At 69.9% G+C, this 23,146-nt stretch carries 22 protein-coding genes and 1 tRNA gene; 7 read left to right on the forward strand and 16 right to left on the reverse strand.

What is annotated here, in order from left to right:
* Window positions 1-37 precede the first annotated feature (37 nt).
* Complete coding sequence (locus tag C7C46_RS02790; protein ID WP_110665255.1) at window positions 38-685, reverse strand: ANTAR domain-containing response regulator; 648 nt, start codon at window positions 683-685, stop codon at window positions 38-40.
* 97 nt (window positions 686-782) lie between these two features.
* Here C7C46_RS02790 and C7C46_RS02795 point away from each other — a divergent pair.
* From C7C46_RS02795 to C7C46_RS02805, 3 genes are all read left to right on the forward strand, one after another.
* Window positions 783-855, forward strand: a tRNA-Leu gene (locus C7C46_RS02795).
* Between the two features lie 268 nt (window positions 856-1,123).
* A complete protein-coding gene (locus C7C46_RS02800; protein ID WP_342775361.1) occupies window positions 1,124-1,744 on the forward strand; it encodes a helix-turn-helix domain-containing protein in 621 nt (206 codons plus the stop codon).
* Window positions 1,745-1,835: 91 nt separating this feature from the next.
* Window positions 1,836-2,528, forward strand: coding sequence for a haloacid dehalogenase type II (locus tag C7C46_RS02805; protein WP_110665257.1), 693 nt, complete (start codon window positions 1,836-1,838; stop codon window positions 2,526-2,528).
* On the opposite strand, the gene C7C46_RS02810 is transcribed toward C7C46_RS02805, so the two are convergent.
* The 12 genes from C7C46_RS02810 to C7C46_RS02865 all read right to left on the reverse strand — a co-directional run bounded on the left by C7C46_RS02810 (window position 2,480) and on the right by C7C46_RS02865 (window position 14,647).
* Window positions 2,480-3,277 carry a 4'-phosphopantetheinyl transferase family protein gene (locus C7C46_RS02810; RefSeq protein ID WP_181442155.1) on the reverse strand — a complete coding sequence of 266 codons (798 nt, stop codon included), beginning with the start codon at window positions 3,275-3,277 and terminating at the stop codon, window positions 2,480-2,482. The genes C7C46_RS02805 and C7C46_RS02810 overlap by 49 nt on opposite strands.
* Window positions 3,274-4,008, reverse strand: a complete 735-nt coding sequence (locus C7C46_RS02815; RefSeq protein ID WP_110665260.1) for a ceramidase domain-containing protein — start codon at window positions 4,006-4,008, stop codon at window positions 3,274-3,276. Before C7C46_RS02815 ends, C7C46_RS02810 begins: the two co-directional genes overlap by 4 nt.
* On the reverse strand, window positions 4,005-5,297 hold the full coding sequence (locus C7C46_RS02820; protein WP_220040547.1) for a cation:proton antiporter: 1,293 nt from the start codon (window positions 5,295-5,297) through the stop codon (window positions 4,005-4,007). The genes C7C46_RS02815 and C7C46_RS02820 overlap by 4 nt, the downstream gene beginning before the upstream one ends.
* Window positions 5,294-6,754: a DHA2 family efflux MFS transporter permease subunit gene (locus C7C46_RS02825; RefSeq protein ID WP_110665262.1), complete on the reverse strand. Its 1,461-nt coding sequence runs from the start codon at window positions 6,752-6,754 to the stop codon at window positions 5,294-5,296. Before C7C46_RS02825 ends, C7C46_RS02820 begins: the two co-directional genes overlap by 4 nt.
* Window positions 6,755-6,823: 69 nt before the next feature.
* Window positions 6,824-8,206 carry a GNAT family N-acetyltransferase gene (locus C7C46_RS02830; protein WP_110665264.1) on the reverse strand — a complete coding sequence of 461 codons (1,383 nt, stop codon included), beginning with the start codon at window positions 8,204-8,206 and terminating at the stop codon, window positions 6,824-6,826.
* A gap of 145 nt (window positions 8,207-8,351) precedes the next feature.
* A complete protein-coding gene (locus C7C46_RS02835) occupies window positions 8,352-8,906 on the reverse strand; it encodes an RBBP9/YdeN family alpha/beta hydrolase (protein ID WP_110665266.1) in 555 nt (184 codons plus the stop codon).
* 2 nt (window positions 8,907-8,908) lie between these two features.
* Window positions 8,909-10,624, reverse strand: coding sequence for a chloramphenicol-biosynthetic FADH2-dependent halogenase CmlS (cmlS, locus tag C7C46_RS02840; protein ID WP_110665268.1), 1,716 nt, complete (start codon window positions 10,622-10,624; stop codon window positions 8,909-8,911).
* A gap of 47 nt (window positions 10,625-10,671) precedes the next feature.
* A complete protein-coding gene (locus C7C46_RS02845) occupies window positions 10,672-11,313 on the reverse strand; it encodes a DapH/DapD/GlmU-related protein (RefSeq protein ID WP_110665270.1) in 642 nt (213 codons plus the stop codon).
* On the reverse strand, window positions 11,310-12,689 hold the full coding sequence (locus C7C46_RS02850; protein WP_110665272.1) for a class I adenylate-forming enzyme family protein: 1,380 nt from the start codon (window positions 12,687-12,689) through the stop codon (window positions 11,310-11,312). The genes C7C46_RS02845 and C7C46_RS02850 overlap by 4 nt, the downstream gene beginning before the upstream one ends.
* Window positions 12,689-13,387 carry an SDR family NAD(P)-dependent oxidoreductase gene (locus tag C7C46_RS02855; protein ID WP_110665274.1) on the reverse strand — a complete coding sequence of 233 codons (699 nt, stop codon included), beginning with the start codon at window positions 13,385-13,387 and terminating at the stop codon, window positions 12,689-12,691. Before C7C46_RS02855 ends, C7C46_RS02850 begins: the two co-directional genes overlap by 1 nt.
* A gap of 2 nt (window positions 13,388-13,389) precedes the next feature.
* Window positions 13,390-14,289 carry a GNAT family N-acetyltransferase gene (locus tag C7C46_RS02860; RefSeq protein ID WP_110665276.1) on the reverse strand — a complete coding sequence of 300 codons (900 nt, stop codon included), beginning with the start codon at window positions 14,287-14,289 and terminating at the stop codon, window positions 13,390-13,392.
* 34 nt (window positions 14,290-14,323) lie between these two features.
* Window positions 14,324-14,647: a hypothetical protein gene (locus C7C46_RS02865; protein ID WP_245984065.1), complete on the reverse strand. Its 324-nt coding sequence runs from the start codon at window positions 14,645-14,647 to the stop codon at window positions 14,324-14,326.
* Window positions 14,648-15,147: 500 nt separating this feature from the next.
* Between C7C46_RS02865 and C7C46_RS02875 the strand changes: the two genes are divergently transcribed.
* The gene (locus C7C46_RS02875) at window positions 15,148-16,152 is read left to right on the forward strand and encodes a glycosyltransferase family 2 protein (protein ID WP_110665283.1); all 1,005 of its coding nucleotides are present in this window, start codon (window positions 15,148-15,150) and stop codon (window positions 16,150-16,152) included.
* An 84-nt stretch (window positions 16,153-16,236) separates the two neighbouring features.
* Here the strand turns inward: C7C46_RS02875 and pyk are convergent, their stop codons facing one another.
* Window positions 16,237-17,664 carry a pyruvate kinase gene (gene pyk, locus C7C46_RS02880; protein ID WP_110665285.1) on the reverse strand — a complete coding sequence of 476 codons (1,428 nt, stop codon included), beginning with the start codon at window positions 17,662-17,664 and terminating at the stop codon, window positions 16,237-16,239.
* A 264-nt stretch (window positions 17,665-17,928) separates the two neighbouring features.
* Between pyk and C7C46_RS02885 the strand changes: the two genes are divergently transcribed.
* From C7C46_RS02885 to C7C46_RS02895, 3 genes are read left to right on the forward strand one after another with little or no spacing between them, the layout of a single operon-like run.
* Window positions 17,929-19,017 carry a hypothetical protein gene (locus tag C7C46_RS02885; protein WP_110665287.1) on the forward strand — a complete coding sequence of 363 codons (1,089 nt, stop codon included), beginning with the start codon at window positions 17,929-17,931 and terminating at the stop codon, window positions 19,015-19,017.
* Window positions 19,017-20,675, forward strand: a complete 1,659-nt coding sequence (locus C7C46_RS02890) for a VWA domain-containing protein (protein ID WP_110665290.1) — start codon at window positions 19,017-19,019, stop codon at window positions 20,673-20,675. The genes C7C46_RS02885 and C7C46_RS02890 overlap by 1 nt, the downstream gene beginning before the upstream one ends.
* Complete coding sequence (locus C7C46_RS02895) at window positions 20,662-21,225, forward strand: hypothetical protein (RefSeq protein ID WP_110665292.1); 564 nt, start codon at window positions 20,662-20,664, stop codon at window positions 21,223-21,225. The genes C7C46_RS02890 and C7C46_RS02895 overlap by 14 nt, the downstream gene beginning before the upstream one ends.
* 65 nt (window positions 21,226-21,290) lie before the next feature.
* On the opposite strand, the gene C7C46_RS02900 is transcribed toward C7C46_RS02895, so the two are convergent.
* Window positions 21,291-21,599, reverse strand: coding sequence for a hypothetical protein (locus tag C7C46_RS02900; protein WP_110665294.1), 309 nt, complete (start codon window positions 21,597-21,599; stop codon window positions 21,291-21,293).
* Window positions 21,600-21,666: 67 nt separating this feature from the next.
* Window positions 21,667-23,124 (reverse strand): aldehyde dehydrogenase family protein, encoded by a 1,458-nt coding sequence (locus C7C46_RS02905; protein ID WP_110665296.1) that lies wholly within the window; start codon window positions 23,122-23,124, stop codon window positions 21,667-21,669.
* Between the last annotated feature and the right edge of the window lie 22 nt (window positions 23,125-23,146).

Consider the following 23,146-nt stretch of genomic DNA (forward strand, 5'->3'; position numbering starts at 1 on the left):
GTGACCGGCCCTGCGGCGTGTGCCGTGCTCCCCCGGCCTACTGCTCCTCGGCCTTCTTGCGGTCCTGGGCCTCGCCCTCCTCGATGACCGCCTCGGCCACCGCCGCCATCGTCATCCGACGGTCCATCGACGTCTTCTGGATCCACCGGAACGCAGCCGGCTCGGTCAACCCGAACTTCGTCTGCAGCACGCTCTTCGCCCGGTCCACCAGCTTGCGCGTCTCCAACCGCTGGGTCAGATCAGCGATCTCCCCCTCCAGCGCCCGCATCTCGGTGTACCGCGACACCGCCATCTCGATCGCCGGTACCAGATCGGACTTGGAGAAGGGCTTCACGATGTACGCCATCGCCCCCGCATCCCGCGCCCGGTCCACCAACTCCCGCTGCGAGAACGCCGTCAGCATCAGCACCGGCGCCAGCTGCGCCTCGTGGATCCGCTCCGCCGCCGAGAGGCCGTCCAGCACCGGCATCTTGACGTCCATGATCGCCAGATCCGGCTTCAGCTCCTCGACCAGCCGCACTGCCGTCTCCCCGTCCCCGGCCTCCCCGACGACGGTGTACCCCTCCTCCTCCAGCATCTCCTTGAGGTCGAGGCGGATCAGCGCCTCGTCCTCGGCAATCACAATTCGGGTGATCTGGGGCGAGTCGGTCTCAAGCGCCTGGGGCTGCTCGTCGGCGGTGCTCACGTGACTCCTCTTCCGGCGGGGGCTGCATGCATGAGGGTACCTAGACACGGTATGTTTGAGGCCCACAGGGTCGAGGGAAACCTTCGGATCTGAGGATGCCCCGGTAGCCCAGCGGAAGAGGCACGGCGCTCAAACCGCCGACAGCGTGGGTTCGAATCCCACCCGGGGTACTTTTCCTTGAATTCAAAGGTCATCCACCGTTGGATGATCTTCACCACTTCGAGTGGCTCGTGCGATGAAGTGCCATCGTCGCGGCCAATTCACCGCACTCTGGCGTGCGTGACTCGGTCCTTGCGCGAACAAGCTCTTCTGCTGCTTCGAGACGGAACCCCCAACGCTGACGCAGCGCGTCGACTCGGAGTGCCGAATGGCACTGTCGGCTCGTGGAAATTCGGGGATCGCGCCAGGCGGGGCGAGAATCCTGGCAGAAAGCGTTCAGTGTGCCCCACCCACTACGGGGACCAGCTCAACGAGCCCGCCTACTCCTACTTGCTCGGCCTGTACCTGGGCGACGGCCACATCCTGCAGCCCAAGGGGCGTCGCTACTTCCACCTCGCCGTTACCTGTGACGACAAGTGGCCCGGACACATGGACACCGTCGAGCAGGCCATGCGGGACGTCCTGCCGACCAACAGTCCCTTCCGCGTCCGCCGCACCGGGTGCCACGACGTCAAGATCTACTCCCAGCACCTGCCCTGCCTCTTCCCCCAGCACGGCCCCGGCAAGAAGCACGAGCGGCCGATCATCCTCGAACCATGGCAACAGACCATCGTGGACGCCCACCCCTGGGGCCTGTTGCGCGGCCTGCTCCACTCCGACGGCTGCCGGATCATCAACTGGACCAGCAAGACGGTCAACGGCGTCCCGAAGCGGTACGAGTACCCGCGGTACTTTTTCACCAACAAGTCCTCCGACATCATCGGTCTCTTCACCCGCACCCTCGATGCAGTCGGCATCCGTTGGAAGGCCGCCCGGCACCAGAACGGCGGCACCAACATCTCCATCGCCCGCGCCCCCGACGTCGCCCTCCTCGACCGTCACATCGGCCCCAAGCACTGATCCCCGCCCGCCTGAGGATCTTCCGCCCCGCCTGGGTATAAGTCCCCTGCGGCCTCGCCGACTTGCGGGCCCATGGCCAAAGGAGGAGACCATGTCCGCAACGACGCACGGGGCCCGGTCGGTGCTGGTCTTCGATGTCAACGAGACGCTCAGCGACTTCACCGCCCTCAGCGCCCGGTTCGAGGAGATCGGGGCGCCCGGCACGCTGATGCCGACCTGGTTCGCGGGGGTGCTGCGGGACGGGTTCGCGCTGACGGCGGCGGGGGCCTACGCGGACTTCGCGAGCCTCGCCCTGGACGGCCTCCGCACGCTGCTGCCGACCGTGCCGGGGTGGAGTGGTGACCTCGACAAGAGCGCCCGGCACATCCTGGACGGACTGGCCGAGCTCGACGTGCACCCCGATGTCCCGGACGGCGTGCGACGGTTGAGCGACGCCGGATTCCGGCTGGTGACGATGACCAACGGCAATGCGGCCCTGACTAGGCGGTTGCTGGAGCGGGCGGGTGTGGCGGACCGCTTCGAGGCGCTGCTGGACGTGGGTGGGAGTCGTTGCTGGAAGCCGGCGCCGGCCGCCTACCGCTACGCGGTCGAGCGGGCCGCGGTGCGCCCGGAGCAGGCTCTGATGGTCGCGGTCCACCCCTGGGACATCGACGGCGCGCAGCGGGCGGGTCTGGGCGGGGCGTGGCTGCGGCGGGACGGGGCGGCGGACTACCCGCTGAGCATGTCTCGGCCGACCTATGGTGTGCGTGATCTGGTGGAGCTGGCCGAGGTGCTGACGGTGTAGTGCGGCCCGAGCGGATGCGGATCCTGTTCCCAGGCCGTCGGCAGCAGGATCCGCTCGATCCGGCTCGTGGTGGCGAGTGCGGCGTGGTGGCCGGTGCCGAGGGGGCCGCTGGGCGGGAGGTCGTGGAGGTGGACGGCGTCCTGCGGCCAGCCGGCGGGCAGGTCTCCGGCGGGGCGCAGCGTTGGTCCGGCGGCGTCCAGGTGGGCGAAGCGGGCGGCGATCCCGTGGCCGGTCAGTTTGCTGCCGGCTTCCTTGCGGGTCCACAGCCGGACGAAGGCGGCCGCGCGCGCCGCTTCGGGCAGGCGGGCCAGTTCCTGCTGCTCGGAGACGGTCAGTGTGTTGCGCGACAGTCGGCGTGTGGTCTGGGGGTCGGGTGTGGTGTCGATGTCGAGGCCGATGAGGCCTTGGGAGACGACGGCGGCGAGTACCCAGTGGCGGGTGTGTGCGACTGAGTAGTCGAGTTGTCCGATGGCTGCGGGGAGGCGGGGTCGGCCGTGTGCTGCTCCGCAGTGGTGGCAGGTGCGGTCGATGTGCAGTTGGTGGGCGGGGATGCCCAGGTAGTGGCTTGCCAGGGTGCGTTGGAGGGCGCGCGAGGTGGTGTAGGTGGCGCGCGGGGGTCCGGGCGGGAGTGTGTCGGCGTGGGTGGCTTCGTCCTGGGTGAGCAGTGTGCGCAGGGTCGGGGAGGAGGTGACGGGCCACGCCCACAGGTGGCAGTCGCCGGGGCGGGGTGGTGTTGGGGGTGGGGTCACGGGCTGACGGGCTGTGCCGTGCCGGCCGGGTCCGCGGTCTGGGTGTGGGTGGTGGCGGTCCGGGCGTGCCAGTGGTTGATGAGGGTGCGGGAGGTCAGGTAGACGAGCAGGCCGTCGCCGAGGTGCCAGAGGAAGTGGGTGCCGGTGGGCAGTGCTCCGCAGACGCGCTCGTCCAGGGTGCGGGCGGTCAGGGAGATCGCGAACACGAGCGTCGACCAGGCGAACGGGGCGGCGTACGGGCGCAGTTCGGCGTCGGGCGAGCGGCGCAGGGTTGCGGTGATGCCGATCAGGAGCAGCAGGACGGGGATGTAGGTGCCGGACTTGTTGGGGATGTAGGGGCCGGCGACGGCTATGAACAGGGCGAGGAAGACGATGAAGGCGCCGACGCCGAGCAGGGCTTGCTTGATGGGCCGGCGGTGGAACCAGAGCAGGTAGCTGCCGAGGTACCACAGGACGTAGAGGCCGATCGGTGCGACGTCGAGGACCTGGGCCCAGCGGGTGCCGATGGTGTGGAAGGCGAAGCTGCCCAGGCCGATGCAGACCATCAGGGGTGTGGTGAAGGCGATGCTGACGGGTGTTCTGCGGCCGGCGGCGCGGTCCGGGGCGAGCATCCGCCAGATCGCCCAGGCGGCGAGGAGGAAGGAGGCGTTGCTGATCGCGTTGACCGGCTCGGACCAGAAGGCCGCCGTGGTCCGCTCGCAGTAGTCGAAGACGTGCTCGTTCAGGTTCATCGGCTGTTTTCCGTCAGTTCCTTGTCGGACTCCCGTGCCGTGCGGGGCTGTTGCGGGAGCGGTGGGACGTCGTCGGCCGGCTGGGCGGCGATGGCGAAGCGTCTGGTGTCCAGGACCGGTCCTGCCATGGCGGTGGTGACCACGGCCATGACGACCATCATCGAGTAGACGGTGCTGTTGATCAGGTGGAGTTCGAGGCCGACCGAGAGGATGACGAGTTCGGTCAGGCCCCGCATGTTCATCAGCGCTGTCAGCGGCAGTGCGAGGCGCGGGTCCACGCCGGAGAGCCTGGCTCCGCCGTACACGCCGGCGGCCTTGCCGGCCACTGCCACCAGGAGGATGAGGGTGAGCGTGAGGAGGGAGGCGGGGCCGAGGCCGTGGAGGTCGACCTTCAGACCGGCGACGACGAAGTACAGCGGGAGCAGCAGGGCGCCGATGTGGTTGGCGCGTTCGGTCACGTGTCGGCGCAGGTCCTCGAACCCGCTGCGGGGCATGACGGCGCCGAAGGCGAACGCGCCGAAGATGTAGTGCACGCCGAGCCATTCCGCGGCTGCGCAGGACGTCAGCAGGCCCACGACGAGGAGCGGGAACAGGGTGGGGGGCAGGCGGTCGCCGGCGCCGTCGGTTCGGCGGCCCAGCAGCCGTTCGAGCAGGGGTCGCACGACGACCAGCAGGACCAGCACGTAGACGGGCAGCAGGCTGATCCGCCACTGCGGGGTGGTGCCGAACAGCACCACGACGCCGGCCAGGGTGATCCAGGCCACCAGGTCGCCGAAGGCTGCGGAGACGAGGGCGAGGACTCCGATGGGGGTGGCGGTCAGCCGGCGGTCCGCGAGCACCCGTGCCAGGACGGGAAAGGCGGTGACGGACATGGCGATGCCGAGGAAGAGGACGAAGCCGGTCTTCGATCCGGGGGCGTACTGCTTGGCCAGCGGCAGGGCGAGGAGGATGCCCAGGGCCAGCGGTACCGTGACCGACCCGGCGGCTACGCCGAGCGCGCTGCCCCGCAGTCCGCGCAGGAGGGTGTGTTCCAGCTCGTAGCCGAGGACGAACATGAACAGGGCCAGGCCCAGCGCGGCGAGCGCGCCGAGCAGGGGCTGGACATCAGGGGGTACCAGTGTGTGGCGCACCGACGCGGGCAGGAGGAGGGGGCCGCAGCAGACGCCGGCGACGATTTCGCCGACGACGGCGGGCTGGCGTGCTCTGCGGGCGAGGGAGCCGAAGAGTTTGGCCACCGCCAGCAGGACGGACACGCTGAGGAAGAAATGGACGGCCGTGGGGCTGTTCACGAGTTCACCACCGCGGGGGTTACGGGCCGGGCCGGTGGGGCCGGACGCTTGGCGCGGACGATCAGCGCGGCGACGAGCGCGCCGAGGGTCAGCAGGGCAACTGGCAGGTAGACGGCGTCCGCCAGGGCGCTGCCGAAGGCGGGTCTGAGCGCCACGGGGACAGCCGTGCTGCCGTCGCTTCCTGCGGCGAGGTCGGCGGGCAGGCCGCGGGCGGACATCCGGGAGGCGACCACGGCGCTCACGGCGGCGCTGCCGAGGACGGAGCCCAGTTGGCGGGTCGCGTTGTAGACGCCTGCGCCCGCACCGGCCTGTTTGGGGGAGAGCCGGAGTGTGGCGGCCACGGCCAGTGAGGGCCAGATGCAGGCGTTGGCGAGGCCGGCCACTGCGGCTGCGACGAGGAAGAGGCCGACAGGTGAGTGGGGTGTCATCAGCAGTGAGAATCCGGCGAGCGTGGCGGCGAAGAGCGCGAGGCCGGTGACGGGTGCGACGCGTGGGTGCAGCCGGTCTCCGAACAGGCCGATGATCGGGACGAACACGATGGCCAGCAGTGCCATGGGGGCGAGCAGCAGTCCGGCCCTGGTGCCGGGCAGGTCGCGCACCGACTCGAGGTAGAGGTAGAGCGGCACCATCACGGCGGCGACCGCGGCGGCGGCGAGGCCGACGGCCAGGGCCGCTGCGGCGAAGGCGCGGTCGCGGAAGATGCCCAGGGGCAGCAGTGGGTCGGTCGCGGTGCGGTGCTGGTGGGCGACGAAGGCGGCGAGGACCGCGACGCCGCCCGCGGCCGACCAGGAGGTCCAGCCGTGGCTGCCGCCCTCCTGGATGCCGAGGACCAGCAGCGACATGCCGGTGCTGCTGAGGGCGAGGCCGGTCAGGTCGAACCGGCGGGTGTGGGCGGGCAGCGTCGGCACGTACCGGACGGCCAGGGCGGATCCGGCGATCCCGACGGGGACGTTGACGTAGAAGATCCACTGCCAGCCGGCCTGGTCTACCAGGAATCCGCCGAGCAGGGGGCCCGCCAGGTTGGCGAGGCCGGCGACGGCGCCCCACAGGCTCATCGCGGCGCTTCGGCGCTCGGGTGGGAAGGTCTGGGTGATCACTGCCATCGTCTGCGGGGTCACCAGGGCCGCGCCGATGCCCTGGACGGCGCGGGCGGCGATGAGCGCGCCGATGGACGGGGCCAGGCCGCAGGCCAGGGAGGCGGCGGTGAACACGGCGATTCCGGCGAGGTACACCCGCTTGGGGCCGGCGTGGTCACCGAGTCGGCCGGCGGGCAGCAGCAGCGCGGCGAAGGTGAGCAGGTAGGCGCTGGTGGCCCAGACGAGGGAGCTGACGTCGGTTCGGAGGCTTTTCATGATGACCGGGTTGGCGACGGCCACCACGGTCATGTCCAGCACCACCATGAAGTAGCCGACGATCAGTGCGATCAGCGCTGGCCACGGACGGGATCGATCGGCCACGGAGGGGTCCTCACTGGAACGTGCCGGCAGGGCTTTGGCGGGATACGGCGGTCGGGACGGGTGTACCGCTCAGTGGAGGCGGCTGACGGTCCGCTTCACCCAGAACAGGGCGGTCCTGGGACCGCGCACGAGCCGGGTGAGGGCGTCGGGCGAGGAGGTGCGCATGTGGTGGTCGACCACCGGCCCGAACACGACCTGCCAGGGCAGCCACCGGCGGCCGAGCCGCCCGAGCTCCTGCCCGATGTCGATCGCCATGACGTGCACGGTTTCCTTGCTGTACGGGTGCGTCTTGACGATGGGCAGCCGTTTGCCGCCGATCCGCTCGTAGGCCGGGACGAGCTTCTCGATGGCGTCCAGCACCAGGTAGCGGCAGTCGAGGTTGAAGGCCAGTCGGGCCGTCTCCCGGAAGAGCGCGAGGACGACGCCCGCGCCGCGGTGCGCGGGGTCGATGGCCAGCCGGGACACTTCGACGAACCGGCCGCGCCAGATGTGGAGGGGCAGGCCGACGGTGCCGGTCTCGATCTCGCTGAGGGCGCGGTCCCCGCCGTTGACCACGACCCGGCCGGTGCCGACCGGTTTCTCCCCCAGCAGGCACAGGAAGGTGACGGCGTGGGCGTCGAGCTCGTCGGCCACTTCGGTGGTGTCCTGCACGCCGGCGAGCCGGCCGAAGCGCTGGTTGCCGGCCAGTCGCACGTCGAGGGCCTGACGGTAGGTCAGGTCGTCGGCCACGGTGCGCACCGAGAGGTAACGGGTCATCAGGGAGGGCCGCACGCCGGTGTCCCGCAGCTCGGCGAACCCGAAGCCCGGGTCCGTCCCGGCCAGCACGGTCGCGCTGGTGCGCATCGAGGCCCGGTCCACGATCCGGAAGCCGAACCGGGTGGCGGCCGCCTCCTGGCGGCAGTCGGTCAGCTGGACGGTGAGCCGCCAGTGGCCGAGCCACGGCAGCCAGGCGTCGAGCACGACCGCCATCCCGGGGGCGAGGCAGCGGCCGGGGTCGTCGGTGGTGAACTGCCCCTGGTAGGGCGACAGTCGCAGCAGTTCGACCTCCTGCCGGCGGCCGAACAGGACGGTGCTGTCCAGCCGGGCGGGGATCGGCCGGGGCAGTGGCCGCGTCCGGTGGGCGCCGAGGCCTGCGGACAGGCGGACCACGATGCGGCCGGCCTGCTCGTCCAGGCTGTAGTCGGTGGTGAACAGCGGCACCAGTCGGCGCCGCCGCAGCCGGGCGGCGTCGGCCCGGAAGGCGATGGCCAGCCGCCGGCCGGGCCGCAGGACGGCCAGCCGTTGCGGCTCGGGGACGGACAGCACCAGGGTGCCGTCCGCGCCGCGCTCCTCCAAGGTGGCCGTCACCCGGTGCGGGCCCGACCAGACCAGCACTTCCGGGCGGTGAAGATCGGTCTTCCAGTACGCGTACGCCGCGCCGCGGTCGGTCGACTCCGCGTGAACGAGTTCCATCGTGCGTCGCTCCCCCTGCCAAGCGCTCCGCTGGTGGTGCGGCGCCGCGCCGTGTCCGGCGCGGCGCCCTGTGCGGCCGGGTGCGCAGCCGCATGTCGGACGTGGCCCCCGCACCCTTCGGCGGGTGCGGGGGACGGTGTCCTGGTCAGCCGGCGAGCTGCTGCTGGAAGAGGGTCCAGCCCTCTGCCCAGTCGCCCAGGCCCGCCGAGGAGTTGATGTGGCCCTTGGGCCCGACGTTCACCAGGGTGGCGCCGAGGCGTTCGGCCACCCCCGTGGCGTGCTCCACGCTGCTGTACGGGTCGTCCGCGCTGGCGACCACGGTGACCGGGAAGGGCAGTGCGCCGCGGTACGCGGCCGCGCTGAAGCCCTCCGCGTCAGCGGGGAAGTTCTCCCCGTCGGGGTCCGGGGCCGCGACCAGGAAGGCGCCGGTCAGGTCCCCGGCCGCCTCGGGGTGCTCACCGGCCCATTCGCCGAGCAGCGTGCAGCCGAGGCTGTGGGCGATGACCACCTTGGGGCCCTGCACCGCGGCGAGCGCGTCCGCGAGGTCCTTCACCCACGCGTCCCGGACGGGGCGGTCCCAGGAGTCGTGTTCGACCCACACGCTGTTCTGGGCCGACCGCTCGTACCACTGCCGCTGCCAGTGGTCGGGGCCGGAGTTGTCGATCCCCGCGAGGAACACGTACGTCGGGTTCTGTGCCATGGTCACACCTCGTACTCGACGCCGACGCCGTCGAAGCGCAGGCGGTCCTGGATGAGGACAGGCTGGTCGTTCTTGTCGAACCCGCTGACCAGCCCCGCCTCCATCAGCCGGATGACGATCTGCGAGCTGAGTTCCTGCCGGTCGAGCTCGCTGAGCTGACGGATGACGTCCTTGTAGGAGACGGTCTCCTTGAGCAGGGTCTGGAAGACCTCGCGGTGGGACTCCTCCAGCGGCCACTTGGTCATGTCCTGACCGTTCTCGTTGGCCAGCACCTGCTTGGGCTCCAGCCGGAAGCTGGTCGACTCGATCTTGTAGTACGGCTGGAGCCGGACCTCGGTGCCGTTCCAGCGGAGCCGCTTGATGCTGTTGAGCTGCTTGGTGAGCTGGCTGATCCAGCGGACCCGGGCGACGTTCAGCTCGTCGTCGCTGAACTCGTCGCTCAGCTCCTGCCGCTGGTGCCGGCCGATGGCGATCATCGTGGATGCGCGGTCCCGGAAGTCGGCCACGGACCAGTCCTCGCTCGCGTGGTCGATCGCGGACAGCCGCTCGAACCAGCTCTTGCGGTTGAGCCGGTCGTCGTCGGCCTCGCTGATCCTGCGCTTGGTCCAGAACTCCGACTCGGGTTCGGTGAAGGATGCGAAGGTGTAGAAGGAGGCGAGGAACTCGTGGTACTGCTCGTAGGTCTCGCGGTAGGTGCGGTTGTACCAGGCGTGCACCTGCTCCTGCTCGTCCTGGTGCGCGGTGATCCGGTCGATCGCGGCGGCGGCCGAGACGGCGGACTGGCTGGCGAGGTGGACGCCCTGCGAGAAGAGCGGGTCGGTGAAGCAGGCCGCGTCCCCGCAGAGGAAGAACCGGTCGCGGGAGAAGAGGTCGGACTCGTACGACCAGTCGTGGACGATGCGCACCTCGTCGACCATCGGCGCGTCGCCCAGCAGGTCCGTGGCGCGCTTGGCCTTGGCGAGGGTCTCGCGGTAGAAGCGCTCCGGGCCCAGCTCCTTGACCTCGGCCGCCTTGGACCGGTCGACCACCAGGCCGACGCTGTACAGGTCGTCCTTGACCGGGATCATCCACACCCAGCCGTCCTCGAAGGTGATCGAGTAGGTGGTGCCCTTGAGGTCACCGGTGAAGGGGTCCTCGCGCTTGAAGTACGACCAGATCGCGAAGTTCTTGTAGAACTCGTCGTAGCGGCGGACCTTGAGCTGGCGGGCCAGCGGACTGTTCGCGCCGCCGGCGTCGATGACGAAGTCACTGGTCACGGTGCGGGTCTCGGTGCCCTCGCGGACGGTGAGCGTGACGGAGTCGGCCGCGGAGATGTCGACGTCGGTGACCGCGGTGCCCTCGTGCACGCAGATGCCGCGCTCGCGGACCTCGTCCACCAGGAGCTGGTCGAACTCCTCGCGCTTGACCTGGATGGCGTGGTCGAAGACCCACGGGGAGGTGCGGGGCGTGGTGAACGAGAACGTCCACGGCGCCTGGTCCTGACCCCACAGGAAGGTCGCCGACGGCTTCTTCACGTAGTTCTGGGCGTCGATCCTGTCCTGCAGGCCGAGCCGGTTGAGGATCGACAGGGTGCCGGGCAGGAACGACTCGCCGATGCGGTAGCGCGGGAAGTGGTCCCGCTCGAAGACCTCCACGTCATGGCCGAGCTTGTGCAGGGTCAGGGCAGCCACGCAGCCTGCCGGGCCCGCACCGATGATGGACACCTTCGCTCGCTTCACTACTGCTCTCCTCGCAGGACTTCGGGGGGACTTGTCGGGTGGCTCGGTCAGAGGGACTTGAGGGACTTGACGCGGTTCGGCGCGAGGTACGAGAACCCGGTCGCAGCGTTATCGAAGAGCGTCAGGCCGGCCTGGAAGCGGCACTTGTCGCCGATCTCCACGCCGGGTGCGACCGTGCAGCTGAGCCCGAAGAAGTTGTCGTCGCCGATCTCCACGCTGTTGCCGCAGTGGAAGTTGGGGGCGACGAAGTTGTTCGACCCGACGCCGGAGTGGTGTCCGAAGCTGCTCCGGTAGTTCACGACGTTGAAGTCGCCGAACACCGTGTTCACTCCCACGTAGTTGTCGGGGCCGATGATGTTGCCGGTGCCGCGCAGCGCCGCCGGGTCGACGCGGGAGGACGGGTGGACGATGTTGTCCGCCACCAGGGCGTGCTTGGCGATGACGTCGTCGATCAGCTGCCGGCGCAGCGCGACCTCCGAGAGCGCGAGCAGCACCCGGCTGCCGGGCTCGGGCGCGAACTCGGCCAGGTCGACGGTCAGTTCAGCCGGAGCGTGGGTCGGCTCGCCCGCCACCGCGACGTACTGCCGGATGCGGTAGCCTGCCTGCGGGTCGGCCGCGGTGACGTCCTCGAGGTAGCGGGCCACCTCCAGGGCGAACTTGCCGGCCCCCAGGAGAACGACGTCCTTCACGGCAGGATCCTCCTCTTCTTGAACCGCTCGGAGACCGAGAGCTCCTCGACCACCTGCACCTTGCTGGGGATCTTGAAGGGCTCGACCTTCCCGTCGAGGAACTCGTGGACGTGCTTGCGCGCCTCGGTGCGGCTCAGTGCGCCGACGGGCTGGATGTCGACGCAGACCGACTGTCCGGTGATCGAGTTCGGCTTGCCGTAGACCACGCAGTCGGCGATCAGCGGGCTGCCCAGCAGCAGGGATTCCAACTCCAGCGGGAGGACCTTCTCGCCACCGACGTTGATGATCTCCTTGGCGCGGCCCCTGACCTTGAGGTAGCCCTCGGCGTTCTCCTCCACCAGGTCACCGGTGCGGAACCAGCCGTCCTCGGTGAGCGAGTCACTGGGGTAGTTGAGGTAGCCGAGGAACTGCGTCGGGCTCTTCAGCTGCAGTTCCCCCTCGACGACGCGGTACTGCACCTTCTCGTCGGAGATCTGGAAGTAGGTGCTGCTGGAGGACTCGCTCGTGGTGGTCGAGATGCCGGTCTCACTGGTTCCGAAGGTCTGCAGCAGCCTGGCCCGCGGGAACGCCGCGTGCACCCGCTTGAGCAGTTCCTCGGGCATGGGTTCGGTGCCGTAGGTGATCAGACGCAGGCCCGACAGGTCGAACTTCTCGGGGTAGCCGCCGATCAGGACGAGGTTGAGGAAGGTGGGGCTGGTCGGCAGCAGACGGATGCCGTACGACTCGACCAGCGCGCAGATCTCGTCCGGCGTGCGCTTCTCGGGAACGACCGCGGTTCCGCCCACCTTCAGCACACCCAGCAGCGAGTTGATGCCGCCGATGTGGTCGAAGAGCAGGAACATGAGGATGTTCTGCGCCTTGGCCCCGACCCGGGTCCGGGTGCCGACCTTCTCCTCGACCAGGGAGTCGAGATTGTGCAGGATCGCCTTGGGGGCGCCGGTGCTGCCGCTGCTGAGCAGGACCAGGCCGGCCGCTCCGGCCTCGATCAGCGGCCGGTAGGCAGCCTCGGCCTCGGCCGCGTCGCCGGCCATGGGTTCGATGGTGAGGTCGCCCCGGCCGTCGTTCCCGTCGGGCTTGAGCAGGTGCCTCGGGTGGCAGGAGCCGGTCACCGTGGCGTGGGTGCCCTCGGTGAAGGTCACGACCGGCACCACGACGTTCCGGCCCAGGTAGAGCGCGAGGAACGCCGCGACGGACCGGAAGGAGAAGTCGGCGTTGAGGACGACGACCTCGTGCGGGCGGACCCCGCCCGCAGCCAGCTGCTCCTCGATCCGCCGGATCTCCGCGACCAGTTCGCGGTACGAGTACGTGTCCCCCCGGTGGATCACGGCCGGACGGTCCCCGAACTGCTCAAGTTTGGTGATGAGTTGGCTTCGCATCAGTTCACCCCGCCCAGGAAGAGCGTCTCTCCGGTGACGAACCCCGACCGTTCGGAGACCAGGAATTCGACGGGTCCGACGAGATCCGCCATCGTGCACATACGTTTGATCGCCTGACGTTCGATCAGGGAGTCGACCATCCCTTCGGGGAGCGTGCGGGTGAGCACGGTCCGCACCGGGGGCAGGCCGAGACTGTTGACCCGGATGCCGAAGCCGGCCAGCTCCTTGCTCATGACCCGGGTCAGCTGTTCCACCGCGGCCTTGCTGGCCGCGTAGACCAGTTGGCCGTCCAGCGCCCAGGGCACCGCGACCGTCGAGATGTTGAGGATCGCCGCCGAGCCCGAGGGACTCTTCTGGAGCAGCTTCGCCCCCTCCCGGCTGCAGCTGAGCACCGAGAAGAAGTTGAGGTCGAAGATGTCCCGGGCGACGCTGTCCGGGGTCATCATGAAGTGGTTCATGTTGGACCTGCCGGCGCTGTTCACCAGCGCGTCCAGGTGGCCGAACTCCCGTCGGACCGCCCGGAACATGGACTTCACCGCGCTCGGGTCGGTGAGGTCCAGCCCGTGGTGCCGGTAGCCCGGGTGATCCAGACCTGTCGACTTCCTGCTGCACCCGACGACCTGGTGCCCCTGGTCGAGGAAGTGTTCGGCAAGAGCCCTGCCCACACCGGTGCGCGTACCGGTAATCAGAATAATCATGGTCAGTGCAGCCGATAACCGATCAGCAGCGGCAGGGAGTAGAGCGCCGGGCCGATGTCCTGCGCCGTCAGATCCTTGGACTTGTACTGGGAGGGCACCTCACGGGTGACGACCTTGGCGAACGCGGGGGCGCCCCGCTGGTCGAGGAGGTCTGCCAGCTCGGCGTGGTCGATGACGACGAACGCGGCGCCCAGGCGCAGGCACAGGTCCAGGCGCAGCCGGTCGATGACGTCGAGCAGCATCGGCTTGTTGCTCGCGTAGAGGATCCGGCCGAACGGGACGTACTTGCGCAACCGGAGCTTCTTGACGACGAGGTAGAGGTAGTCGGTGCTGCCACGACGCATGACGAGGTAGTGGCGGCAGTCCAGATTCTCGTGGTCGAGGAAGATCTTCCGGTCGGCCTCGTCCAGATGCTGGATGATCAGGTGCTTTCGCGTCTCCAGCCGGTAGCCTGGACTCAGGGTCCGAGGTGTCGGCACCGGCAGGAACTGCAGGACCTTTGTCTCCAGGTCCGCCCAGCCGAACTTCTTACTGATGTCGTAGACGGTCCGGGTGGGAGTGTAGTTCAGCAGCGTGGCTTTTCGGATCGACATCACCGGAAGGAAGAGCTTCATGCTCTCGTTCCGGTAGGCGTCCTTCACGAACCACGAGTGGATCTCGCAGAACTTGTGCCGCCGCCCGTCTATGTCACGTTCGGTGAAAAGCGTCCCGAGGAATCCGACGACCTCGCTGCCGTCCTCCATGACATAGCCGTAATACCCCTCGTTGCCGCCCCACTGCGGCTGGAACATCCGCCGGCGCGACTCGAACGGGATCCATGACGAATTAAGCGTCGAATCCCGGAGCAGTGGGTAGACCTGGTGCAGGTCCTCGGCCACCGCCCTGCGTACCGTCACCGGCACGTGGCACTCCCTCCCCGCCCCGCCGGCGGCAGTCTCAGACCGCGCTTCCCTGGCCGGACTCGGCGCCGACCAGGACCATCTCCTCTTCGATGAACTCGATCAGCCGCTCGACCCGGCTGAACGGGCTGATCCGCCGCGACACGGCCTTCTCGGAGGTCAGCGAGATCTCGAGGTCGTACTCGTCCTCGATCGCCTCCTCGACCAGGGTCAGGAAGTTGACCAGGTGCATGGAATCGAAGACACCCGCGTCGCCGTACAGGCTGACATTCAGCAGGTCATCGGTCGGGATCTTCTCGTCCCGCCGCTCATTGATCTCGGCAATGACATTGCCGATCACTCCCAAAAGGCGGTCGTCCACGACACGGTCCCCTTTCCCGACAGCGAGAGCCGGCCGGCCGCTCCCCGACATGACTCAATCCGTAATCACATGCTCGCGTACCAATAATCTCCACGCAACGGAAAGCCTGCTACGAGGAGATTAACAATTCCTCACACGTGCTAAAGCACGGGCATTGTCTGGCTATATCCGATTTGGCGTCGGTTCGTCGGCTGGGTCTGGCCGCCGTGCGGCTCGCCCCACTCGTCCGGGTCGGCCCGGAATCCTCGGAAGCCCCGCATGCGCCGAAGTGCGGGCAGGGTGGGGCGGTATCCGATTTGCATCGATTCGTCGGCGGGCCTGCCCGCCGTGCGGCCCACCCCGGCCCTGCGGGTCGGCCCACAGTCCTCGGCATCCACAAACGGCCAGGTCACGGACGGGTGAGGATTTGGTGATCCTTCGCCAGATTCCTGCCGGTACACCCGGTTTGCCCGCTTCTCGGGGGTTGCCATGACAAGCCGGCCCACCTACCTTCGGGGCTCATGCCGCAGCCGCTCTTCTCCGTCGTCGTCCCCGCCCATGACCAGCAGGGACAGCTCTCCGACTGCCTGGAGTCGATCCTGGACCAGTCGTTCGGCGGCTTCGAGGTGATCGTGGTGGCCGACCGCTCCCCCGCGTGCCCCGAGGAGGTGCGGCAGGCGGGGTCGGATCCGCGGGTCTCGGTGCTGCGGTTGAACGCCGAGGTGGGGGTGGGCCGGGTGCGGAACGCGGGGGCGACCCGGGCGACGGGGAGCTACCTGCTCTTCCTGGACGCCGACCACCTGCTCTCCCCCGGGGCGTTCCTGGGCCTGGTGGACCGGATCCGGGAGTTCGACGAGGAGCCGGAGCTGGTGCTGTTCGGGCACACCCGGCTGCACGCGGGGCGGGTCTGGCCGGGGGCGGCGGAGGCGGTGCTGGCGCGGGCGGGCAGCGGTGCTTTCGCGGCGTGCGAGCGGCCGGAGCTGTTCGGGGTGCCGGCCTTCGCCTGGGACCGGTTGATCAGCCGGCAGCTGTGGACCAGGGCGGGGCTGGGTTTCCCGGACGGGCGGTACGAGGAGGTGCCGACGGTGCACGAGGCGCTGCTGCGGGCCGAGCGGGTGGCGGTGCTGGAGCGGGAGCTGGTGCAGTTGCGGCGGCGGCAGACGGTGCATCCGGCGGGGTCGCCGGGGTCCTGCGAGTTCGACCTGTTCGACCAGTACGAGCGCAGTTTCGCGTTGCTGGACACGGCGGGGGCGCCGGCCGAGGTGCGGGCGCAGTTGTTCGAGCGGATGGTGCGGCACTACTTGTTCGTGCTGGATCTGGCGGGGTGTGTGAGCCGGGCGGAGCGGCCGCAGTTCTTCCATCGGGCGGCGGCGCACTACCAGCGGTGGGTGCCGGAGGGGTTCCGGCGGCCGGCGGGTCGGGCGGGGGTGAAGTTCTCGTTGCTGGCGGGTGGGGTGTACAGCGCGTTCGAGGTGGCGAAGTTGACGCAGATCGCGCGGACGGCGGTGGCCGGCCGGATCGGGTGATCGGCGGCAGCGGCGGGACGTGGGTGGGGAGCGGGAGCGGCGGAGCGGCCCGCCCCCGGAACGCGGGGGCGGGTCGCTGGTCCGTCAGTTGTCCAGCTCGCCGACGTGGTGCACGCGCACCAGGTTGGTGGAGCCGGCCAGGCCGGGCGGGGAGCCGGCGGTGATGATGACGATGTCGCCGCGCTGGCAGCGGCCCAGGCTGAGGAGTTGGGCGTCGACCTGGGCGACCATCTCGTCGGTGGTCGGGACGAAGGGGCCGAGGAAGGTCTCCACGCCCCAGGTGAGGGCGAGTTGGCTGCGGACGGCCTGTTCGTAGGTGAAGGCGAGCACCGGGATGGGCGAGCGGTAGCGGGTGAGGCGGCGGGCGGTGTCGCCGGACTGGGTGAAGGCGATCAGGTACTTGGCGCCGAGGAAGTCGCCGATCTCGGCGGCGGCGCGGGCGACGGCACCGCCTTGGGTGCGGGGCTTGTTGGTGGGGGTGAGCGGGGGCAGGCCGGCGCTGAGGACGTCGCTCTCGACGGCTTCGATGATCCGGCCCATGGTCTTGACGGTCTCGACGGGGTACTTGCCGACGGAGGTCTCACCGGAGAGCATCACGGCGTCGGTGCCGTCGAGGACGGCGTTGGCGACGTCGGAGGCCTCGGCGCGGGTGGGCCGGGAGGCGTTGATCATCGAGTCGAGCATCTGGGTGGCGACGATGACCGGTTTGGCGTTGCGCTTGGCCAGCTTGATGGCGCGCTTCTGGACCAGGGGGACCTGCTCGAGGGGCATTTCGACCCCGAGGTCGCCGCGGGCGACCATGATGCCGTCGAAGGCGTCGACGATGGATTCGAGGGCGTCGACCGCCTGGGGCTTCTCGACCTTGGCGATGACGGGGAGGAAGCGGCCTTCTTCGGCCATGATGCTGTGGACGTCCTCGATGTCCTTGCCGCTGCGGACGAAGGAGAGGGCGATCAGGTCGGCGCCGATCCGCAGGCCCCAGCGCAGGTCGGCGACGTCCTTGTCGCTGAGCGCGGGCACGGAGACGGCGACTCCGGGCAGGTTGAGGCCTTTGTGGTCGGAGACCAGGCCGCCTTCGATGACGAGGCAGTGGACGCGGGGGCCGTCGACGTGGGTGACTTCGAGGCAGACGCGGCCGTCGTCGACGAGGATCCGCTCGCCGCGGGTGACGTCGGTGGCGAGGCCCTTGTAGGTGGTGCCGCAGATGTCGCGGCTGCCCGGGACGTCTTCGACGGTGATGGTGAACTCGTCGCCGCGTTCGAGGAGTACGGGTCCTTCGGCGAAAGTGTCGAGGCGGATCTTCGGACCTTGAAGATCGACCAGAATCCCGACGCTGCGGCCGCTCTCGTCCGCGGCTTTGCGGACCCGGCGGTAGCGCTCCTCGTGTTCGGCGTGCGAGCCGTGGCTCAGGTTGAGTCGGGCGATGTCCATGCCGGCGTCGACCAGGGCTTTGATCTGGTCGTACGAGTCGGCGGCGGGCCCGAGGGTGCAGACGATTTTTGCTCGGCGCATGAGTCCGAGGGTATGCATTACCCGCGCGTAACAACGCCGTTCCGCCGGATCGTCACATGACCACTGACGGAAGCTTCGTTTAACTCTCTGACGCATCATGATCTCTCTTGTCCGCCAGGAGAGTTGACTCATCTGTCTCGCGGCTGTTGCCGATCCGTGAAAGCCTGTTCACGCCCGGTTCGCCGGTGCGCCGGGTGCCGCTCCGAGCGGGGCGGGAGGCTGGTGTCCGTCGGACGCCGGGTTCGAGGCTGGGGGGACGGGAACATGAAGCGCCTGCTGGGCGGCGTGCTGGCACTTGCCCTGGTGGCCGGGGTGGTGGTGCTGATCGCTTCGCACTGCTGCAGCCGGCCGACACCTGGTGCCGTCACCAGGGTGAGTGGCCTGATCGGTTCGGAAAAGACCAATTTCTTCGCCGATCCGGCGGTCGCGAAGGCGCTCTCCGATCAGCATCTGGGCGTCTCGGTGGACCACGCCGGGTCCTGGCAGATGGCCGACCTGTCGAAGAAGGCCAAGTACGACTTCGCGATCCCGTCCACCGACGTGATCGGCGCGGACATACCCAACCAGGTGACGACGGTGCCGGTGCGCCCGTTCTACTCGCCGCTGGTGCTGGTGGCTCAGGCGTCGACCGTGGACGCGCTGGACCAACTGGGCCTGGTCAGGAGACGGGACGACGGTGTGACGGTCTTCCTCACCAGGGCCTACCTGGACCTGGTCAAGGCGGGGCACCCGAGCTGGAACGACGTGAAGGGCCACCCCGAGCTGAGCGGGAAGGTCCTGGTCTCCACCACCGACCCGCAGTCCTCGGGCTCGGCCGCGCTCTACCTGGCCACCCTGGCCTACCTGGACCTGGGCAACAACGTGGTGACCGACCCGGCCTCGGCGGCCCGGGAGGGGACGGCGCTGAAGGGCTTCTTCGGGCCGCAGGGCGCGCTGCTGGCCAGCAGCGACCAGTTGGTGGGCGATTTCATCGCCGGCGCCGGCAAGCCGCTGATCTGGACGTACGAGTCGGAGGTGGCCGAGCGGGCCCGCGCGGGGACGCTGCCGAAGGACACGGTGGTGCTCTATCCGGACACCACGATCCAGAGTGACCACACGGTCGTCGAGTTGACGCCGCAGGCGCACCAGCTCGCGCTCGCCCTGCAGAGCGATCCCGCACTGGTGAAGCTGGAGGCCGACCACGGCTTCCGGCCGGAGACCGATCCGGGCGCCTTCGCGCGGGAGATGGGGGCCACGGTCCAGGCCAACCACTTCGTGGCCAACGTGGCCGACCTGAAGTCCGCCCAGGCCAACTCGCCGACCGGCGACCTGCTCAAGGCCATGATCAACGCTGCCACCGGAAAGAACAGCTGATGCCCCGTCATGCTCCCCGCCGGGCCGTGCTCGGCGCTCTCGCCCTGCTGCTGGCTGCCGTCACCGGTTGCACCAGCGGTTCCCCGCGCCATGACGGGGGCGCGTCCGGCAGTTCGGCGGCCGCGGCGCCGACCAGTACGCCGGGCACCCTGCGGATCCTGGCCGGCAGTGAGCTGCAGGACCTGCAGCCGGTGCTGGACGATGCCCAGAAGGCGACCGGGGTGACGGTGAAGTTCACCTTCACCGGCACGCTGGACGGGGCCGACACGGTGAGTTCGGGCAAGGCCGACGGTGCGTACGACGCGGTCTGGTTCGGTTCCAACCGCTATCTGCGGCTGGACCGGGCGGCCGGTGCCAGGCTGCTCTCGGAGACGCCGGTGATGGTCTCGCCGGTGGCGGTCGGGGTGCGCTCCTCGCTGCTGCCGGGGCTGGGCTGGGACCCGGCGAAGGTGACCTGGTCGCAGATCGGCGACGCGGTGCAGCAGGGCAGGCTGACCTTCGGGATGACCGACCCGTCGCGTTCCAACTCGGGCCTGTCCGCGCTGGTCGGGGTGGCCTCGGCGTTCTCGGGGGCGCAGGCGGCGCTGACCGAGGCGGACGTGGCCAAGGCGACGCCCGCGCTGCACGGCTTCTTCGGCGGCCAGAAGCTGACCTCGGGTTCCTCCGGCTGGCTGGCCCAGGCCTACCAGCGCACCGCGCAGGGTGGTTCGGGCAATCCGGTGGGTGCGCTGGTGAACTACGAGTCGGTGCTGCTGTCGCTCAACCGGACGCTGCCCGGGGACGCCCAGCTGACGGTGGTCCGCCCGACGGACGGGGTGGTGACCTCCGACTATCCGCTGAGCCTGCTCAGTTCGGCTCCGCAGTCGGCCAAGGACGACTTCGGGCGGCTGACGGCCTATCTGCTGCGCCCGGAGGTGCAGCGCAAGATCTCCGACACCACCGAGCGCCGGCCGGTGCTCGCCGGGGCGGCGCTGGGGCCGGGCCTGTCGCCGGACCGGCGGCCCGAACTGCCGTTCCCGGGCAGCCGGTCGGTGGCGGACGCGCTGCTGGCCGCGTACCAGAACGAGCTGCGCCGCCCGTCGCGCACGGTGTACGTGCTGGACACCTCGGGCTCGATGTCCGGGGACCGGCTGGCGGCACTGAAGACGGCGCTGGGCGTGCTGACCGGGTCCGGGGACACCCGGGCGGTGAACCGGTTCCGCAACCGCGAGGAGGTCACGCTGATCTCCTTCGCGGACGACGTGAAGTGGGAGAAGGTGCACCAGGTCCCGGCGACGGCGCCGGAGTCGGAGCTGGCGGCGATCAACGCCGATGTGCAGAGCCTGTCCACGGACGGCGGTACCGCGATCTACTCGACGCTGGAGGCGGCCTACCGGGAGGTGGCCAAGCAGCAGGCGGCCGCGAACGACGACCGGTTCACCTCGATCGTGCTGATGACGGACGGGGAGAGCAACGAGGGGGCGAGCGCGAAGGACTTCGCCGACTTCTACCAGGCGTTGCCGGCCTCGGGGAAGGCGGTGCCGGTCTTCCCGATCCTGTTCGGCGAGGGGGCCAAGGACCAGTTGCAGGGCATTGCCGACACCACGGGCGGCAAGTTGTTCGACGGGATGTCGGGTTCGCTGAGCGGTGTCTTCGAGGAGATCCGTGGCTACCAGTGAGCCGTCGGGGCCGGCCGGGGCGCGGCGGTCGCCGCTGGGGCGGTGGTTCGACTCGGTGCCGCACTATGCGGGCAGTGCGGCGGGGTTGACCGGGTTGGCGGGTGCGCTGGCGGCGGGGGCCGGCCTGTGGGCGGTGGCCGCGGTGGGCGGGCTGTACGCGGCGGGGGCGCTGGTGGGCTGGCTGGTGCAGGATCTGCGCGGCCGGGGCTCTCGCCCGGTCCTGCCGGCGACGGGTCCGGATCCGCAGCTGCTGCGGGAGTTGGAGTCGGAGGTGGGCCGGCGGGCCGAGCAGGTGGCGGCGGCGGGTTGGCCGGCTGCGGCGGCGCGGCAGGCGGGGCTGCTGCTGGCGGCGGCCGAGGAGGTGGTGCGGCGGGCCGGGCCGGGCGCGGGGGCGCGGGCGTCGGTGGCGGTGCGCGAGTGGGTGCCGGAGCCGCTGGACTGGTACGAGCGGGCGCTGTGCTGGTGGCGGCTGGAGCCGCTGGGCGAGGATCCGGGGGTGGAGTTCGCGGCCCGGGTGGAGCGCGCGCTGGCCCGGTTGGCGGCGCTGTAGCGCGCCTGGGCACGGTCGGGGCCCGGTCGCCCCGTGGCGGGGTGGCCGGGCCCGGTGGTGTCCGGTCAGTGGGCCGAGTGGTGTTCGGCGCCGCGGTGGCGGTGGCCCTTGAGTTCGGCGTGGCCCGGTGCGATGCCGGTGTGGGCCCGTTCCTCGGGGGCGCGGCGCCCGCCGTGCGCGAACGGGGCGGCGCCGGCCAGGGCCGCGTAGCTGCCGTAGCCGGCCGGGCGGGCAGCCGGGCCGGCGGCGGCCGTGGTGTGCAGCACCGGGCCGACGGGGCGCTGGCCGCCGGTGGTGGTCATCATGCCGCGGCGTTCCAGCAGGTCCTGGGTACCGCGGCGCAGCTTGCTGCCGGGTGCGGCTCGTCTGGTCATCTCCGGCCTCCCATCGCTGTCCTTCTGCGATGGTATGTCCGGAGATGACCGCTGCAACCCCGAGGTCTCAGAACGGGAACCGGCTGCGGCCGTGCTGGATCGAGATCCACTTGACCGTGGTGAACGCCTCGACGGTGGCTTCGCCGTTGAGCCGGCCGACGCCGGAGTTCTTCTCGCCGCCGAAGGGCACGATCGGCTCGTCGGCGATGGTCCCGTCGTTGACGTGGATCATGCCGGTCTCGATCCGCTGCGCCACCTGCACGCCGCGCTCGACCGAGCCGCTGTGCACGGCGCCGCTGAGGCCGAAGGGGGTGTCGTTGGCGATGGCCACCGCCTCGTCCTCGCCGTCGAACGGGAGCACCATGACCACCGGTCCGAACAGCTCGCGGTGCAGCAGCGGGTGGCCGGCCGGCACGTCGGTGAGCACCACCGGGTCCACCAGGGTGCCGACGGTGTTGCCGCGCAGCAGGGCGGTGGCGCCGTCGGCGATCACCTGATCGACCTCGGCGGTGATCGCGTCGGCCTGGGTGCTGTTGATCAGCGGGCCGAGCTGGGTGCTCGGGTCGGCGGGGTCGCCCACCTTGAGGGTCCTGATCTTGGCGACGAACTTCTCGGTGAACTCGGCGAGCACGGCGCGGTCCACCAGCACCCGGTTGGCCGCCATGCAGACCTGGCCCTGGTGCGCGAAGCGGCTGAACACCGCCGCGTCCACCGCGTAGTCCAGGTCGGCGTCGTCCAGCACGATCAGCGCGCTGTTGCCGCCGAGTTCGAGCACGGTGCGCTTGAAGTGGGAGGCGGCGACGGTGGCCACGTGGCGGCCGACCCGGTCCGAGCCGGTGAAGGCGATCACCTTGGGCACCGGGTGCTCGATGAACGCGTCGCCGATCTCGGCGATGTCGGTGACCAGCACGTTGAGCAGGCCGGCCGGCAGCCCGGCGTCCTCGAAGAGCTTGGCGAGCAGGGTGCCGCCGACGATCGGGGCGTCCTGGTGCGGCTTGAGCACCACCGCGTTGCCCAGCGCCAGGGCGGGGGCGACGCCCTTGATCGACAGGAACAGCGGGAAGTTGAACGGGCTGATCACCCCGACCACGCCGACCGGCAGCCGGTACAGCCGGTTCTCCTTGCCGTCCACCGGCGAGGGCAGGATCCGGCCCTCGGGGCGGATGGCCAGCTGCATCGCCTCGCGCAGCATGTCCTTGGTGAGGGCGAGTTCGAAGCCCGCCTTCAGGTAGGTGCCGCCGAGCTCGGCGATGATCGCCTCGGTGATCTCCTGCTCGCGCTCCTCGACCAGGCGCAGCGCCCGTTCGAAGACCAGCCGGCGCTGGTAGGGGTTGGTCCTGGCCCACTCGCGCTGGGCGCGCTCGGCGGCCCGGTAGGCCTCGTCGAGTTCGCCGACGGTGGCCACCGTGATGCTGGCCAGCTTCTCACCGTTGAACGGGTTGATGTCGACGATGTCCCAGGAGCCGCTCCCCGGGCGCCACTGGCCGTCGATGTACTGCAGGGCGAGTTCCGAAAAGTAGGACACCTGAATCCCCTTCGCGTGCGTG

It is taken from the genome of Streptomyces tateyamensis, assembly GCF_003205575.1.
Lineage (GTDB): Bacteria > Actinomycetota > Actinomycetes > Streptomycetales > Streptomycetaceae > Kitasatospora > Kitasatospora tateyamensis.

Coding starts and splice junctions, on each gene's coding strand:
- C7C46_RS02815 (WP_110665260.1), bottom strand. CDS start 4,008: ATGAACCTGAACGAGCACGTCTTCGACTACTGCGAGCGGACCACGGCG.
- C7C46_RS02855 (WP_110665274.1), bottom strand. CDS start 13,387: ATGATTATTCTGATTACCGGTACGCGCACCGGTGTGGGCAGGGCTCTT.
- C7C46_RS02885 (WP_110665287.1), top strand. CDS start 17,929: ATGAAGCGCCTGCTGGGCGGCGTGCTGGCACTTGCCCTGGTGGCCGGG.
- C7C46_RS02835 (WP_110665266.1), bottom strand. CDS start 8,906: ATGGCACAGAACCCGACGTACGTGTTCCTCGCGGGGATCGACAACTCC.
- C7C46_RS02830 (WP_110665264.1), bottom strand. CDS start 8,206: ATGGAACTCGTTCACGCGGAGTCGACCGACCGCGGCGCGGCGTACGCG.
- C7C46_RS02805 (WP_110665257.1), top strand. CDS start 1,836: ATGTCCGCAACGACGCACGGGGCCCGGTCGGTGCTGGTCTTCGATGTC.
- C7C46_RS02875 (WP_110665283.1), top strand. CDS start 15,148: ATGCCGCAGCCGCTCTTCTCCGTCGTCGTCCCCGCCCATGACCAGCAG.
- C7C46_RS02850 (WP_110665272.1), bottom strand. CDS start 12,689: ATGCGAAGCCAACTCATCACCAAACTTGAGCAGTTCGGGGACCGTCCG.
- C7C46_RS02900 (WP_110665294.1), bottom strand. CDS start 21,599: ATGACCAGACGAGCCGCACCCGGCAGCAAGCTGCGCCGCGGTACCCAG.
- pyk (WP_110665285.1), bottom strand. CDS start 17,664: ATGCGCCGAGCAAAAATCGTCTGCACCCTCGGGCCCGCCGCCGACTCG.
- C7C46_RS02890 (WP_110665290.1), top strand. CDS start 19,017: ATGCCCCGTCATGCTCCCCGCCGGGCCGTGCTCGGCGCTCTCGCCCTG.